Annotated in this window: 13 protein-coding genes and 2 pseudogenes; 5 read left to right on the forward strand and 10 right to left on the reverse strand. The window is 73.0% G+C overall.

Annotation, left to right across the window (positions count from 1 at the left end; all coding sequences use genetic code 11):
- Positions 1-16: 16 nt before the first annotated feature.
- Positions 17-1,573: a C2 family cysteine protease gene (locus G7063_RS00395; protein ID WP_206188182.1), complete on the forward strand. Its 1,557-nt coding sequence runs from the start codon at positions 17-19 to the stop codon at positions 1,571-1,573.
- 58 nt (positions 1,574-1,631) lie between these two features.
- Here the strand turns inward: G7063_RS00395 and G7063_RS00405 are convergent, their stop codons facing one another.
- Positions 1,632-2,411, reverse strand: coding sequence for an aminoglycoside N(3)-acetyltransferase (locus G7063_RS00405; protein WP_166415120.1), 780 nt, complete (start codon positions 2,409-2,411; stop codon positions 1,632-1,634).
- Between the two features lie 59 nt (positions 2,412-2,470).
- Between G7063_RS00405 and G7063_RS00410 the strand changes: the two genes are divergently transcribed.
- Positions 2,471-3,856: an MFS transporter gene (locus tag G7063_RS00410; protein WP_166412582.1), complete on the forward strand. Its 1,386-nt coding sequence runs from the start codon at positions 2,471-2,473 to the stop codon at positions 3,854-3,856.
- Positions 3,857-3,930: 74 nt separating this feature from the next.
- Here the strand turns inward: G7063_RS00410 and G7063_RS00415 are convergent, their stop codons facing one another.
- Positions 3,931-4,587 (reverse strand): SRPBCC family protein, encoded by a 657-nt coding sequence (locus G7063_RS00415; protein ID WP_166412583.1) that lies wholly within the window; start codon positions 4,585-4,587, stop codon positions 3,931-3,933.
- A 178-nt stretch (positions 4,588-4,765) separates the two neighbouring features.
- On the opposite strand from G7063_RS00415, the gene G7063_RS00420 reads away from it, so the two are divergent.
- Together G7063_RS00420 and G7063_RS00425 are read left to right on the forward strand one after the other, a co-directional pair.
- Positions 4,766-5,473 (forward strand): TetR/AcrR family transcriptional regulator, encoded by a 708-nt coding sequence (locus G7063_RS00420; protein ID WP_166412584.1) that lies wholly within the window; start codon positions 4,766-4,768, stop codon positions 5,471-5,473.
- A 135-nt stretch (positions 5,474-5,608) separates the two neighbouring features.
- Positions 5,609-6,574 (forward strand): DUF5692 family protein, encoded by a 966-nt coding sequence (locus G7063_RS00425; RefSeq protein WP_166412585.1) that lies wholly within the window; start codon positions 5,609-5,611, stop codon positions 6,572-6,574.
- A 181-nt stretch (positions 6,575-6,755) separates the two neighbouring features.
- Here the strand turns inward: G7063_RS00425 and G7063_RS00430 are convergent, their stop codons facing one another.
- The 6 genes and pseudogenes from G7063_RS00430 to G7063_RS00450 all read right to left on the reverse strand — a co-directional run bounded on the left by G7063_RS00430 (position 6,756) and on the right by G7063_RS00450 (position 11,872).
- Positions 6,756-8,972 carry a DivIVA domain-containing protein gene (locus G7063_RS00430; RefSeq protein WP_166412586.1) on the reverse strand — a complete coding sequence of 739 codons (2,217 nt, stop codon included), beginning with the start codon at positions 8,970-8,972 and terminating at the stop codon, positions 6,756-6,758.
- Between the two features lie 96 nt (positions 8,973-9,068).
- Positions 9,069-9,410: a DivIVA domain-containing protein gene (locus G7063_RS15470; RefSeq protein ID WP_166415121.1), complete on the reverse strand. Its 342-nt coding sequence runs from the start codon at positions 9,408-9,410 to the stop codon at positions 9,069-9,071.
- 5 nt (positions 9,411-9,415) lie between these two features.
- A pseudogene (locus tag G7063_RS15475) lies at positions 9,416-9,524 on the reverse strand (DivIVA domain-containing protein); the annotation flags it as partial.
- Between the two features lie 36 nt (positions 9,525-9,560).
- A pseudogene (locus G7063_RS15480) lies at positions 9,561-9,659 on the reverse strand (DivIVA domain-containing protein); the annotation flags it as partial.
- A 119-nt stretch (positions 9,660-9,778) separates the two neighbouring features.
- Positions 9,779-11,263: a flotillin family protein gene (locus G7063_RS00445; protein WP_166412587.1), complete on the reverse strand. Its 1,485-nt coding sequence runs from the start codon at positions 11,261-11,263 to the stop codon at positions 9,779-9,781.
- Between the two features lie 132 nt (positions 11,264-11,395).
- Positions 11,396-11,872 (reverse strand): NfeD family protein, encoded by a 477-nt coding sequence (locus G7063_RS00450; RefSeq protein ID WP_166412588.1) that lies wholly within the window; start codon positions 11,870-11,872, stop codon positions 11,396-11,398.
- 225 nt (positions 11,873-12,097) lie between these two features.
- Between G7063_RS00450 and G7063_RS00455 the strand changes: the two genes are divergently transcribed.
- Positions 12,098-12,592 carry a hypothetical protein gene (locus tag G7063_RS00455; RefSeq protein WP_166412589.1) on the forward strand — a complete coding sequence of 165 codons (495 nt, stop codon included), beginning with the start codon at positions 12,098-12,100 and terminating at the stop codon, positions 12,590-12,592.
- Positions 12,593-12,773: 181 nt separating this feature from the next.
- Here the strand turns inward: G7063_RS00455 and G7063_RS00460 are convergent, their stop codons facing one another.
- The gene (locus G7063_RS00460) at positions 12,774-14,111 is read right to left on the reverse strand and encodes an FtsX-like permease family protein (protein ID WP_166412590.1); all 1,338 of its coding nucleotides are present in this window, start codon (positions 14,109-14,111) and stop codon (positions 12,774-12,776) included.
- Positions 14,108-14,905 carry an ABC transporter ATP-binding protein gene (locus G7063_RS00465; RefSeq protein WP_166412591.1) on the reverse strand — a complete coding sequence of 266 codons (798 nt, stop codon included), beginning with the start codon at positions 14,903-14,905 and terminating at the stop codon, positions 14,108-14,110. Before G7063_RS00465 ends, G7063_RS00460 begins: the two co-directional genes overlap by 4 nt.
- Positions 14,906-14,940: the final 35 nt, after the last annotated feature.

Below are 14,940 nucleotides of genomic sequence, written 5' to 3' on the forward strand. Positions count from 1 at the left end.
CACCAGGAGGATCACCATGCCCGGAACCCGCAAGCCCCGTGACGACACCACCGCGCAGGGCGTCGACGACGCCCCGCTCGCAGCGACAGGTGTCGCCAACCCGTACGCGCTCGCGGAGGCCATCGTCGGCCACGCGATCGACTGGGCGGCCGTCGCGTCGCCCGAGCGCATGCTCGAGGACGTGCTGCGCACGCCGTACGAGCAGCTCTTCGACCCCAAGCACGGCTCGCCCCTCTACGTCGACCAGCACGTCGACGAGAAGGGGAACGTCGTCCGCTCGGCCCCGACCTTCACGGACGTGCCGGGCGGCAACGACGCCGAGCGTCCCGACCTCGCGAACCTCACGGGTGCGCGCACGCTCGCCGAGCTCGTGAAGATGCTCACCCCCGACGAGGCCGCGAAGATCCCCGTCCGGTCCGTCGTCCAGCGCGACGGCGGCGCTCTCGTGGATCTCGGCGAGGGACCGAGCGTCCACCAGCGCCGCATGTCCGAGATATTCCGGCCGGACCTGCGCGAGGTGTTCTTCCCGCTGTTCAAGCTCGGCTACCACCCGGCGAACTGCTCGTGGACGGACGTCGGCCGCTTCTACGACGAGGCCGCCGAGTTCTTCGACCCGGTCCAGGGCGGCGTCGGTGACTGCTACGTCATCGCGGCGATGTCGTCGGTCGCGTGGGCGATGCCGTGGACGATCGTCGACCGCTCGCGTGCGACGTCGCCGAACAACCAGCTGTTCGTGCACCGGATCGGGTTCACGGGCGGCAACGGCCTCGAGGAGGTCGAGGTGACCGACTCGATCCTCACCCCGAGCGGTTCGCCGTCGCCGCTCTACGCGAGATCCGTCGAGCCGGGCGAGATCTGGCCGGCCGTCTACGAGAAGGCCTACGCGAAGTGGCGCCTGTCGGAGCCGACCGACTTCCCGCAGATCCCGTCGATCGCGGGCGGCGACCCGTCGATCGCGTGCCGCGCCCTCACGGGCCTCGGCGACTACCGGCAGTGGCACTCGAGCTTCACGTCCGCGCAGGTCCTCGCGACGATCAAGGGCCACAGCGTCGACGGCCGCACGACGACGCCCATGGTCGCGTGGACGCACGGGACGGAGCCCTTCGACGGCGCCTACTCGTCGTCGTCGATCGTCGCGAACCACGCGTACTCGATCCTCGGGTGGATGGAGCGGCTCGTGCCGATCAGGCGGCTCCCGTTCGGGGACGTCGTGAGGACCGACGTGCTCGACGGCATCGACGTCGGCGCGGGGGACGAGGCGATCGGCATCGGGCTGCGGCCCGTCGGCCCGGACCTCGACCTGCCGTACCCGCTGCCGCTCCCCAGGCCGCTGCCGCTGCCGCTCCCGTGGCCGCCGAAGCTCGACCTGCCGCGCTACCGGCGCGTCACGTACGTCGTGCTGCGTAACCCGTGGGGGTCGACCCCGGGCACGGGCACGTCGACCACGTCGGGCACGTACCGGGCGCGCGACGTCGACTGGTGGCGTGACGTGCAGCTCGGCACGAACGGCGTGTTCGCGCTCGAGATCGGCGCGTACCACCGTCTCTACGCAGGGACGGGCGGGGCGCACTGACGCACCCGCTGCGCACGGACGACGCCCTGCCGGCAGCCCGCCGGCGGGGCGTCGCACGTCAGGCGCGCGTCCGCTCGTGCTCCGCGAGCAGGTACGTCGGGTCGGTGAGCAGCAGCGGCACGAGCACGTCGACGTACCCGCGCGCCTCGACGAGGATCGCGGCGCCCGCGCCGACCCGCCCGTCGAGCTGCACGCCCGCAGCCCGCAGCGGGTCCGCGACGCGCTCGAAGTCGCGGTCCCAGCCCCACTGGTGGAGGCGCCCGCGGACGACGACCTCGGTGCCGTCCGGCAGCACGACGACGCCGTCGGTCGGCTCGTCCTGGAGGTGGTGCGGCACGGCGGCGCGCTCCTCGACGCCGTGGAGCGACGTCGACGACGAGTGCGTGACCCCGCCGAGCAGCAGCACCCGCCCACCGCGGTCGGCGAGCCGCCCGTACGGGCTCGACGCGTCGCACGGCGTCGCCGACGACGCGTGCCCGTCTGTGAGCTCGCGCGCCCGCGCACCGAGCGCGACCACCGAGTGTGTCGGGTGCACCGACCGCACCGAGTCTGGCCTCACGCGCGCCGCCTCGGGGATCGCGCCCGTCCAGCCGGGCGTCGCCGCGAGCACGACTCGCGGCGGGTGCGCGGGGCCGTGCTCGGCGGTCGCCGTGATCGTCGGGAAGAGGACGGTGCCGCCTGGCCCGACGGCGTCGAGCAGCGCGTCGACGACCGAGCTTGCACCGCCCTCGACGTGCCCGAGGCCGCGTAGCGAGGAGTGCACGAGCACGTCGTCGCCCGGGCGCAGCCCGAGCGTGCGCAGGTCGTCGGCGAGCCGGGCGCGGGTGAGTGAGGTCATCGTCGTCCTTCCGTCGCCGTCATCGTAGGCGTTCGTGCAGCGCCAGTAGGCTCACCTGCGTGCCCCGCCTCCTCATCGACACGTCGCCGCTGCGCGAGTCGCCCGCCTTTGCCCGGATGTGGTGGGGGCTGGGCCTGTCGAGCCTCGGGACGCAGCTGACCGTCGTCGCGGTCGGGCTCGAGGTCTACGACATCACGGGCTCGACCCTCGCGGTGGGTGGGCTCGGCATCGCCGCGCTCGTGCCGCTCATCGTCACGGGCCTCTACGGCGGCGCGCTCGTCGACGTCCACGACCGTCGGAAGGTTGCGCTCACGACGTCGGCCGGGCTGTGGATCGTCACGGCGCTGCTCGCGCTGCAGGCCTGGTTGCAGGTCGACGAGGTCTGGGTGCTGTACGCGCTCGTCGCGCTGCAGTCGGCGGGCTTCGGCATCAACAACCCGGCGCGCTCGGCGATCATCCCCATGCTCGTGCCGCCCTCGCGTCTGCCGGCCGCGAACGCTCTGCAGACTCTCCTGTTCAACACGTCGCTCATGCTCGGCCCGGTCGCGGGCGCCGTGCTCGTCGCGAGATGGGGGTACGAGGTCGCGTACACGATCGACGCGGTCCTCTTCCTCGCGGCGCTGTGGGCGCTGGTGCGGCTGCCGTCGCTGCGTCCGGGCACGATCGCGTACGCGACCGAGCCCGGTGGTGGTCCCGCTCGCGACGTCGTCGTGCCCGTCGCGTCCGTGCCCGACTCGACGTCGGTCGACGTGCCGGATCCCGACGTTGCCCCCGCCCGGCGCCGCGTCGGGCTGTCCTCCGTCGTCGAGGGTCTCCGTTATCTCGCGACGCAGCCGAACGTCCGCATGACGTTCCTCGTCGACCTCGCGGCGATGGTGCTCGCGATGCCTCGCGTGCTGTTCCCGGCGCTCGGCGTCGTCGTCCTGGGCGGCGGGGAGACGACGACGGGCTACCTCACGGCGGCGATCGGGGTCGGCGGGATCGCCGCGGGTCTGCTCTCGGGCGGGCTCGTCCGGATGTGGCGGCAGGGCGCGATCATCGTGTGGGCGATCACGGCGTGGGGCCTGGGCGTCGCCGGCTTCGGTGCGGTGCTGCTCGGAGCGGGGCGGACGACGCCCGACCACGTGTTGTGGCCCGCGCTCGCGGCAGCGCTCGTGCTGCTGGCGTTCTGCGGGGCGGCGGACAACGTCTCGGCGATCTTCCGCACGTCGATCCTCCAGACCGCGGTGCCCGACGAGATGCGCGGGCGCCTGCAGGGCATCTTCATCGTCGTCGTGGCGGGAGGGCCGCGGGCGGGCGACCTGTGGCTCGGCGCGCAGGCGTCATGGTGGGGCGAGGGCATGGCGGCGGTCGTCGGCGGCCTCACGTGCGTGACGGTCCTCTGGCTCCTCACCCGCCGCTGGCCAGCTTTCTATAAGTACGACGCCCACCACCCCACCCCGTAGCCGCGAGATAGGGGTCTGCAGCCGAGATAGTGGTCTGTCGACCGCTATCTCGGCGCCCCGCCCCTATCTCGCGGTCAGGGGAGGGGGACGGGGAGCGGGCGTTCGGCGCGGGTGCGGATGCCGCGGAGCATCTGCTGCGTCATGAGCCAGCTGACGAACGTCGTCGGCTCGACGACGAGCGCCGCGCTGCGGCGCAGGTACTCGTAACGCTCGCGGACGACGAGGCGCGACGTCCCGCCGCCCGTCTCCTCGAGGACGAACGCCCACGAGAAGCGGAACGGCATCTCCGGGGTGTCGCCCGGTTCGGGGATCCCCGCGAGGACGAGCGCGCGGTCGATCTCGAGCGTCGCGACACGCAGCTCGAGGCCCTCGGCGAGCGCGACCGGGTCGCCGGGCGCGAGGTCCTGGAGGTGAGGCTCGATGCGGTCGGCCGAGCGGATTCCGAGGCCGGCGAGGTTCTCGAGGGCGTCGTAGGAGTAGAAGCCGCCGCGTCCCGTGCCGAGCTGCACGAGCCACGGCCAGACGTCGCTCGGCGGGGCGTCGATCGACACGGCGCGCGTGACGACGTGGTCGGCCGCGGGGGTGAGCTCGTCGCCCGGGAGCGTCGCGTCGAGCTCGGCCTCGGTCGAGCCCCACTGCATCGCCCAGGTCCGCAGGACCGGAAGTGTCGCGAGCGCGGTGAGGACGGCGCCCGTCGTGAGGAGGGCTCGGAGCGAGGGGAGGCGTGCCATGCCTCCAGCCCATCACGTGGTTCGACCTCCCACCAGGCCCGGAGGTCCCCGCTCTGCACGGTTCGACGGGGGCGAGAACGCGCGTGACGGGCAGGAGGGGCGGACCGGACGGGACCAACGTCCTCACCTGCGACGACGCTATTGACGATGTGTCAATAGCGTCGCTAGCGTCTGCCGCATGAGCACCGACAAGGCCCCGCGCAGCCCCCGCACCGCGCCCGACGTCCGCTCCGACGAGCTCGTCGCCGCGGCTCGCGAGCTCTTCGCCGAGCAGGGCCTCAGCCGCACGACGCTCTCCGACGTCGCCCGCCGCGTCGGCGTCGCCCGCACGCTCGTCTACCACTACTTCCCCAGCAAGGACGCGCTCGTCGAGGCGGTTCTCGACGGCTACGTCGAGCACTTCGTCGGCTCCGTCCGCGCCTGGGACGCCGCCCGCACGACAGGCGACATCGAGGGCTCGCTCGTCACCGCGATCGCCCTCTTCCGCACGCACCTGCGCGCCATGGACCCCATCCGCCCCGACCTCGAGCGCGTCGAGGCCACGGGCATGTACAACGCGTTCCTCGACCGTGCCGTCCGCGCGATCGTCGACTGCCTCGAGGAGACGACGGTCCAGGCGTACGCGGCCCGCCACCAGATCCGCATCGACCACGTCCGTGAGACGTTCTACGTCCTCGTCTACGGGCTCGTCGGCCTCGCCCGCAACACGCCCGGGATCGACGACGCGCTGCTCGTCGCGCTCGTCCGCCAGGCGCTGCGGCTCGAGCCCGACACGACCGTCGTGCCCGAGACCGTCGCCTGCGCGAGCGGCGAGCGCCCGGCCGGCGCCCCCGCACCCCTCGGGCAGGACGCCCCCGCCTCCCCGGAGGTCGCCACCGAGCACTGACCCGCAGCGCGCCGCCACCGTCGGCGCCGACGTGCGCGAGGTCCCTCCAGGTGCGCCGGGGCCAGCCAGCGCGAGGGGAGGCGCACCACCCCACGGCGGCGCCCGCGCCGCCTCGCACCCAGGGAGTGGTGTCAGGTGTTCCTGTTCGACTCGATCCCGTGGTACTCGGCGCTCATGTGGCTCCTGGTGCTCGGCGTCCTCATCGGGCTCAACGAGCTCGTCCGCTGGTCGAAGGTCGCGGCATACGCGGTCTTCATCGTCCTGCCGATCGTCCTGACGATCTTCGTGTGGCCCACGACGGCAGCCGCCGGCTCCTCGACCGGCACGTGGTTCCACTGGGTCAAGGTGTACTCGGCCCTCGCCGGCTGCATCGGCTTCATGCTCATCCGCTACAACAAGCGGATCGCCGCCAACAAGTACGCGCTGTGGTTCCCGCCCGCGATCCTCGCGCTCAACATCGCCGAGGCCGTGATCCGCGACTTCCAGGTCGCGGGCCTGCAGGGCATGCACGACGGCGTCTTCATGGTCGGCGGCGCGTGGAACTACATGAACGGCATCGCCGGCATCCTCAACCTCGTGACGATCTGCGGCTGGGTCGGCATCTTCGTCACCAAGGACCGCTTCCAGGACATGGTGTGGCCCGACATGCTGTGGTTCTGGATCATCGCGTACGACCTGTGGAACTTCGCGTACGTCTACAACTGCGTGGGCGACCACGCGTTCTACGCGGGCGCCGCGCTGCTCATCTCGTGCACGATCCCGGCGTTCTTCCTGCGCAAGGGCGGCTGGCTGCAGCACCGCGCGCACACGCTCGCGTTCTGGATGATGTTCACGATGGCCGTGCCGTCGTTCGTCTCGGACTCGAAGTTCGCGGTCGACGCCTCGCACGACCCGACGGCGCTGTTCGTCGTGAGCCTGCTGTCGCTGCTCGCCAACATCGCGGTCGTCGTCTACCAGGTCCGCACGATCATCGTGAAGCGCCGCAACCCGCTGCGCGACGAGCTCTACACGCACCTCGCCGCGTACCAGGCGATCGCCGCGGAGCGTCCCGCTCCCGACACGGCGGACGCCGAGGAGGCCGCGACGGCCCCGGCGGTCTAGACCCGCACGGGTCGCGACCCGCAGCATGCAGCAGGGCGGGCCGGGGAGATCCCCTGCCCGCCCTGCTGCATGCGGTGCGTACGTCCGACGACGCGTAGCCCTCTCCCGACGGATCGACGCTGACCCCCCATCCGATGGGGGCCAGCGTCAATCCGTGGAGAATGAGGAACGTCCGGCGGGCTCAGCCCAGGTCGACGACGAGGCCGTCTGGCGTCTTGCGGACATTGACCGCCGAGAACACCTTGCCGTCAGGACCGACGAGCGTGATCGCGTCCTTCGCCGCGCCCGTCGACGTCGCACGGGCGAACGTCAGCTGTCGCAGGAAGCCCTGCGAGTCGAGGGCCTCTGCCGGCGCGACGTACGGCTCCGGCTCGGCGACGGCGGGTGCGTCGGCGGGGGCGTCGACGGGCTCGAACGACGCCTCGGGTGCGTCGAACGTGGGCGCCGCGACGGGGGCCGACGTGATGATCGCGGGCGCGTCGACGGCCGCAGCGTCAGCCTCGACGGGAGCGGGCTCCTGGACGGCCTCCATGAGGATCGTCGGCGCGTCGAGGTCCGGGTCGTCCGTCGGCTGGGCCGCGAACGCGAACGCCGATACGCGCGTCGGCGCCTCGGCCGCGGGCTCGGCGTCGGGCTCGGCGGCGACCGGCTCGGCGAGCACGGGCTCGTCGACGGCAGGCTCGAGCGGCGCAGCCATCTCGGGCTGGGCGTCCGTGAGCCAGGCGGGAAGCTCGGCGTCGGTGCTCTCGGCGTCACGGACCTCGGCGTCGAGGTCGAGCGCGACCGGCTCGTCGCCGTCGAGGCTCGCCCACGGCGACTCGTCGGTCGAGGCGAGCAGCGAGCCGTTGTCCGTGGCGTCCTCGACGGGCTCGACCGGCGTCGCGAGCAGCGGCGCGGTCGCGTCGGCGTCGGCGGGCTCCGCCGCGGCGTCGGACCACTCGTCGGTCTCGGCGGCTGCGGGTGCGCTGAAGCCCCAGTCCGGAGTCGTGATCGGGTTCGCAGGCGGCACGAAGCCGGGCTCCCACGGAGCGAGGCCCTCGGAGGCGGCCTCCTCGGCGACGGCCTCGGCGGCGACGGCGTCCTCGGCGACGGGCTCGGCTGCGCTGCCGTCCTCGGCGGCGAGGGCCTCATCCTCGGCCGCGACCTCGGCGTCACCCTCGGCCGCGACCTCGGCGACGTCATCCGCCGCGGGAGCGGCCCAACGGACGGGCTCCGGCGGAGACCACGGCGAGGTGTGGTCGGCAGGCTGGGACCAGTCGTCGCCGACGCTCTCCGCGGCCTCACCGACGACGTCGTCGACCACGGGAAGCTCGTCGGAGCCGTCGGCCGTGTCGGCCTCGATGCTCGCGACGGAGGCGAAGTCGACCTCCTCGACCGGGACGCCGAGCGGCTCGTCGAGCGGCGTCGGAGCATCCTCGTGGGCCGGGGCCTCGGTGGGGGCCTCGAGCGGGGTGTCCTCAGTGACCGCGGCGTCGGTGGGCGCACCCCAGATCGTGTCGGCCGGGACCTCGGTGGCGGCGTCGAGCGGGCTGTCCTCAGTGACCGCGTCCTCGACGGGTGCATCCTCGTCGGCCGCTTCCTCGACGGGTGCCGCGTCGTCCAGGGCGTCCTCGACAGGGGCGCCCCACGCGGACGGAGTGACGTCGGTGCTCGCCGGCGGGCTCCACACGGGAGCAGCCGGGAAGGCGTCGGCGACCGCGAACGGGTCGGCGTCGGCCGGCGCGAGCGGCTCGCTCGGTGCCTCGAAGGAGTCGGCGGGCGTGGCCTCCGACGTCACGAGCGGCTCCTCCGCGGGGGCGTGCTCCTGCAGCGCCGCGGCCCAGGCGTCGAGCGACCCGGTGTCGGCGTCGGGAGCGTCCTGCGGCTCCGACGCGGTGAGATCCGCGGCCTCGAACACGTCGGCCACGGGCTCGTCGGACACAGGCTCCTCGGGGATGGAGGACTCGTCGAGCGGGGCTACGTCGGCAGGGACCGCGTCGAGCGGGGCCTCGTCGAGCGGAGCGTCCGCGACGTAGGCCTCGTCGGCGGGCTCGCCCGGAGCCTGCGCGGCAGCGTCTCCGGAATCGTCACCGGCGGCGTCGTCGGGCTGGACGAGCGGCTCGCCCCGCTCGGCACGGCCGATGTACGTGTTGAGGGTGTCGATGATCCCGTCGAGCAGGTCGTCGACCTCGTCGACGAAGTAGCCCTCCGTGAGCTCCGTCGGGCTGAACCGCGCGGTGAGCAGATCGTTCGGGGTCAGCAGCGGCGTGCCGTCGCTCTCCACGGTGAGCCCCTGCTCGAGGTGCTCGAGGGTACGGACCGAGCGGGCGAGGAGCTCGTCGACCTCGGTGATCTCGTACCCGGACCGGAACTTGGTCGCGGTGAAGCGCGCAGAGCGCACATCTGCGGCGGAAAGCATGCGGTGTCCCCTGACGTCGTGGACCGTGTGGTCAAGCGATAGTACCGACGGGAGGCCGTCCCGCGTAGGACGAGCCAGAGTCGGGTGCGGGTGGAATCAGCCGAGAACGCCCGCGACCTCCTGGAGGAACGCGTCGACCTCGGTCGTCGAGTATCCGGGTCGGAACCGCACGCGGGGCAGAACCGTCGTCCGGACGCCCACGCCGGTGAGAAGAGGGGTCCCGTCGGGCGTCGTGCTGCGGCGCTGGTCCCGGGCGACGGCGGTCGTGACGATGTGTGTGACGAGGGTGTCGACCGCCTCGATCTCGTACCCGCCTCCCCAGCCCGACCTGCTGAACCTGACCCGCACGGCGCGCTCGGCGAGCCGCGCGAACGGGCCACCCTCGCCTGCGACGGCGACGAGGCGCGAGGCCTCGTGCGTGCGTGCACCGAGGAGCATGAGCGTCGCCGTGATCTCGTCGAGGAAGTCGTCGACCTCGACGATGTCGTAGCCCTCGCGGAACTTCGTCGCGGTGAACCTCTTCTGCTCGACCGCCTCGACGCTCAGCCCCAGCGGTTCGCCGCGTGCATGCCGCGTGAGCGCGGCCGTCACCTCGTCGAGGAAGCCGTCGACCTCGACGGGGTCGTAGCCCTCCCGGATCTTCGTCGCGGTGAACCTCTTGCTCTCCACGTCCTTGCTCGTCAGCACGGATCGCTCCTCGGTGTCGTCGTCGGTCCAGGTGGGGCGAGCGTAGCGCCCGCCCCGGACATCGGGAACGACGACGGCGCCCGACCCCCGGAGAAGGGGCGGGCGCCGTCGGCGGACCGTCAGGCGCTGGGGGCAGCGTCCTTCGCGTCGTCCTTCTTCGGGAGCAGCGCACCGCCTGCGACGCCACCGATGAGCGACGAGAGGTCGATGCCGAGCAGGTCCTTGACGATCTGCTGGCCCTCGCTGAGGACGCCCGTGATGTTCTTGGTGAGCGCGGACGCGCCGTCCGTCGAGATGACCGTCATCCTGTCGACCGCGCCCATGGGCTCGGCCGCGGCGCGGATGATCTCGGGCAGACGCGTGATGAGCTCCTGGGCGAGTGCCGCCTCGCCGTACTTCTTGAGCGCCTCGGCCTTGGCGTCCGTGGCGGCGGCCTCGGCGCGACCCTCGGCCTCGGTCGCGGCCGCGCGGGCCTCACCCTCGGCGCGGATACCGGCGGCGAGCGCGACCTGCCGGTCACGCTCACCCTCACCGGCGCGGCGGACGGCCTCGGCAGCTGCCTCAGCGTCCTGGATCGCGGCGGTCTTGTTGGCCTGGGCGATCGTCGTGCGCTTGAAGGCGTCGGCCTCGGTCGCGGCGTTCGCGGCGTCACGCTCGGCGTTGGCCTTCTGGACGGCGGCGTACGCGTCGGCCTCGGCGGGCTTGCGGACGGAGATGTCGAGCTCCTCCTCCGTCACCTTGGCCTGCTCGGTGAGGGCCTCGCGCTGCTCGAGGGCGACGAGGCGCTCCTGCTCGACGCGCGCGAGCTGGCCCGCTGCGTCGGCCTCGGCGTTGGCGCGGTCGGTCTCCGCCTTGATCGTCGCCTTCTTGAGGTCGAGCGCCTTCTGGCGCTCGGCGATCTGCTCGGCTGCGTCGATGACGGCGAACTCGGCGATCCGGCGGGCCTCGGCCTCCGAGACCTCGGCGACCTGGCGGGCGCGCGCGTTCTCGGCACGACCGAGGTTCGCGAGGTAGTCGGAGCCCGGCGTCGAGATGTCGGAGATGTTGAGGAGGTCGACCTGGAGGCCCTGCTCGGCGAGGTCCGTCTTCGTCGAGTCGACGACCCGGTCGGAGAGGCCCTTGCGGTCCGAGATGATCTGCTCGATCGTCATGTCTCCGACGATCGACCGGAGCGAGCCCTCGAGGGACTCCTTGATGATCTCGGTGAGCGCGTCCTGCTGGGAGAGGAAGCGCTGGGCGGCCCGGCGCACGCCGTCGTCGTCGCCGCGGACCTTGAAGTTGATGGACGCCTTGATGGCGATCTTCACGCGGTTCTTGTCGACGCCCTCGACGGTGATGCCGATCTGGCGCTGCTCGAGCGAGATCGGGAAGCCCTGCTGGAGGATCGGCCACACGAAGACGCGGCCACCGACGACGACGCGCTGGCCCCCGATCATGTCCGGCTGGTTCTTGCCCGCGCCGCGGCCGACGATGACGAGAGCCTCGTTCGGCGGGACACGCCGGATGCGCTTGGCGATGAACGTGACGATCGCGAGGAACGCGATCGCGAGGAGCGCGACCCCGACGACTGTCCAGAAGTTCGGGTCGGTGCTGCTGGGGGGCATGCGGCGGTCCTTCCGTGGCGGTGCGGTCCGGGCGGCGGTCGTCGTCCGGGGCGGAGCTCGTGCGCGCGGGGAGCGCGCGGGCAGAGCGTGTCGGGCGGGCCCGACGGTGCGACGGCGGCGCCGTCGCGGGGGTCAGGCGGTGGGTGCGCCGTCGCCCGGGGCGACCTTGACGCGGGAGCCCTCCTGGGCGACGACGACGATGCGCGAGCCCTCGGCGATCGGGGCGTCCGACCAGGCCATGCGGCGTTCGATCTCCTGCGGGGTGTCGAGGAAGACCTCCCCGCGCTGCGTGGTGATGTCCGACTTCGCGACGCCCGTCATGCCGACGAGCTTGAGCGGCTGGCCGTCCTCGGTCGCCTGGAGGCGCTTGATCGCGAGCTGCGAGAGCCATACGGCGGCGATGCCGGCGACGGCGGAACCGCCGTAGACGAGTCCCGTGGGCAGGTCGTTCGCGGTCGTCATGATGCCGATCGCGCCGAAGACGATCGCGCCGACGCCGAGGCCGGTGCTCGACAGCGCGCCGTCGCCGAGCTCGATGAACTCGCCGAGCAGCATCGAGCCGATGACGAGCAGCAGCCCGACGACGCCGATGATGACGAAGACCGTCATGTGTTCCTCTTCCCCTGGCTGTGTGTTCCCCTGGCCCGAACGATATCGGAGGTGGGAGCGCTGTGCGCGGGCATCCACACGTCCGTGGAGGAGATCGCCGGACGGGCGGTCTGTGGTCGGGGTGACCGATGGACCCGGCCGACTGACGGACCGGGTCGACGATCGTTCACCGCGAGGCCCCGGGTTCGACACGTTGCGTGCAGTCGCACGCGGCATCCTCGGCGCGTGATCACCCGAACCATCGCCCCGCACGTCGACGGCCGCCGGCGCGAGACCGCGATCGACCGCCTCGACGACCCCTTCGTGCCCGTCGGGCGCCTCGCCATCCCCATCGAGGTCGTCGACTCGACGACTCTCTACCCGGGCGTCGCGGCGCTCTTCAGGTCGGAGAACGTCTCGTCGGTCGCCGTGTGCGACAGCACCGACCCGCGACGCATCGGCCTCATCTCCCGCGACCGCCACACGGCGGTGAGCGCGGGCACGCTCGGGTACGGGCGCGCGCTCCTGGCCCGCCGGCAGGTGGGGGAGGTCGTCGACTGGGGTCCGCTCGCGGTGCCGCAGGCGATGCCCGTCGTCGAGGTCGTGCGGCACGCGATGGCGCGCCCGGAGGCGCGGCGGTTCGACGACGTCGTCGTGCATGGTGCGGTGTGGCAGGTCGTCACGGTGCCGACGCTCGTGCGGGCGCTCGCGGACGCGGTGACGACCCGCTGGCACGGCTGACGGGCTAGCGCCCCACCGACTCGTAGCGCCCCTGCACACTCCGTGCGCGCGCAAAGACGCTACGAGTCGCCAGAACGGCGTGCAGATCCGCTTCGAGTCGCCGAAGGGGTCCGACTCGTAGCGCTCTCGCACACGCCGTGAGCGTGCAGTAGTGCTACGAGTCGGACGGGGGAGGCCCGGGTCAGGGCGTCGGGAGCGTCCTGCGCGCGACGAGGCCAGCCGCCCACGCCCCCGCGCCGACGAGCGCCGACGCCGCCGCGATCGCCGCGAGCAGCTCGACGACGACGGACACCTGCTGGAACGCGCCGAGCCCGAGGACGGGTGCGATGAGCATGAGCATCGTCGCGGTCGCGAGGCCGACGGACGCCGCGAGGGGGATCGTCGTCTCGCGCATGCGCGCACGGTCGAGGGTGCGCGGCTCGCTGCCCGCGAGGATGAGCGCCCCGGACTGCTCCCGCTGGTCGATCGCGCGCCCGGCCTGCATGACGCCCGTCGAGACGGCGGCGAGGATGCCCGCGATCGCGAGCGTGAGCAGCGCGCCGGTACGCAGGTCGGCCGTGAAGACGATCTCCCAGGGGTCTGCGTCGGCGGGCGGTGTGAACAGCGCGGTGATGCTCGCGAGGCCCGCGATGAACGTCGCGAGGGCGACGCCGCCGACGGACCGCCACGCGGTGCGCGGGTCGTCGACGATCCTGCGGCCCGCGAGAAGCGTCTCGACGCTGCGGGCGCGGCGCACGGTGACGCGCCCGACGAGCTGGAGCACGAACGGGCCGATGGCGCCGAGCGCGGCGAAGCCGAGGACGAGCACGCCGACGATCATGGCGATCGCGACGCCGTCACCTCCGAAGGGCACGTTGACGACGACGGGCATCGCGACGACCGCGGCGACGAGGACGAGCGCGCGGACCGCGCGCAGCCCGGGCGGCGTCGTGCGGGCTGCGACGCCGAGCGGCGTGACGGCGACGCGGCGCAGGCTCGCGAGCGCGGAGACGAGAGCGATGACGACGACGAGCCCGACGGCGGCAAGCACGAGCGGCACTCCGACCCACAGCTCGGCGATCTCGAAGCGGCGGTCCTGGAAGTTGAGGAGGGCGACGGCCGGCAGCAGCGCGCAGTAGAGGGCGACGCCTGCGACCGCGCCGACGAGGGCCTGCGCGGCGGCGTCGAGCGTCGTGAACGTCGTGACCTGGCCGGTCGTCGCCCCGGCGAGCCGCAGGGTGGCGAGCCGCTCGTCGCGTCGCGCGACGGCGAGGCGCGCTGCGGCGCCGCCGAGCGTCGTGAGCGGCACGAGAAGGAGGAGGGAGGCGACGCCTGCGAGCAGCGGGTACTGGTCCGCGTCGGGTGAGCCGCCGGGGGCGGCGGCGCGATCGACGAACGCACCGTAGCCGCCCGCGACGACGAGGAGCGCGGCGGTCGAGAACGCGAACGCCACGACCGCGAGCACGGTCGACAGGCGCTGCGGGTCGCGCGCGTCCGTCGTGCGGCGGCGCAGGAACCACCAGAGGCCGAGGGCCCTCACCGGGCACCTCCGGCGGGGGTGGCGGGCAGCGCGCCGGGCGGCAGCGGCACGGGTGCGACAGGTGCGGCAGCGACGGGCGCGGCTGCGGACCGGGCGGCCGCGAAGAACTCTCCGTCGATGCGTCCGTCGCGCATCGTCACGGTGCGCTCACAGTGCTGGGCGACGCCCGCGTCGTGCGTGACGACGACGAGCGCGGCCCCGTTCGCGGCGGCGGCCGCGGTGAGGACGGTGAGGACCTCCTGGCCGGTCGCCTGGTCGAGGGCGCCGGTCGGCTCGTCGGCGAAGACGATGCCGGGGCGTCCGACGAGAGCGCGGGCGATCGCGACGCGCTGCGCCTGGCCGCCCGAGAGCTCGCCGGGGCGGCGCCCCTCGAGGCCGCGGAGGCCGAGGCGACCGAGCTCGGCCGCGGCCGTGGCGACGGCCTGTGCGCGTGGCATGCCGGCGAGCAGGAGCGGCAGCGCGGCGTTCTCGACGGCGGGCAGCTCGGGCAGGAGGCGCCCGGACTGGAAGACGAAGCCGAAGTCGGTGCGACGCAGCTGGGTGCGGCGACGGTCGGGCAGGGCGGCGAGGTCCTCGCCGCGCCACGCGACGGAGCCCGACGTCGGCGCGAGGATGCCCGCGAGGACGTGGAGGAGGGTCGTCTTGCCCGAGCCGGACGGGCCCATGATCGCGAGCGACTCACCGGGCTCGACCGTGAGGTCGACACCGTCGAGGGCGTGCGTGGCGAAGGGGCCGTCGCCGTACACCTGGGTGAGTCCGCGGGCGACGAGGCGGTCGGAGCTGCGTGCGTTCATGCCCCGATCGTGCGTCCGGCGGGGTGCGCGGCGCG

Origin of the sequence: Sanguibacter sp. HDW7 (assembly GCF_011300875.1) — a bacterium.
Classification (GTDB): domain Bacteria; phylum Actinomycetota; class Actinomycetes; order Actinomycetales; family Cellulomonadaceae; genus Flavimobilis.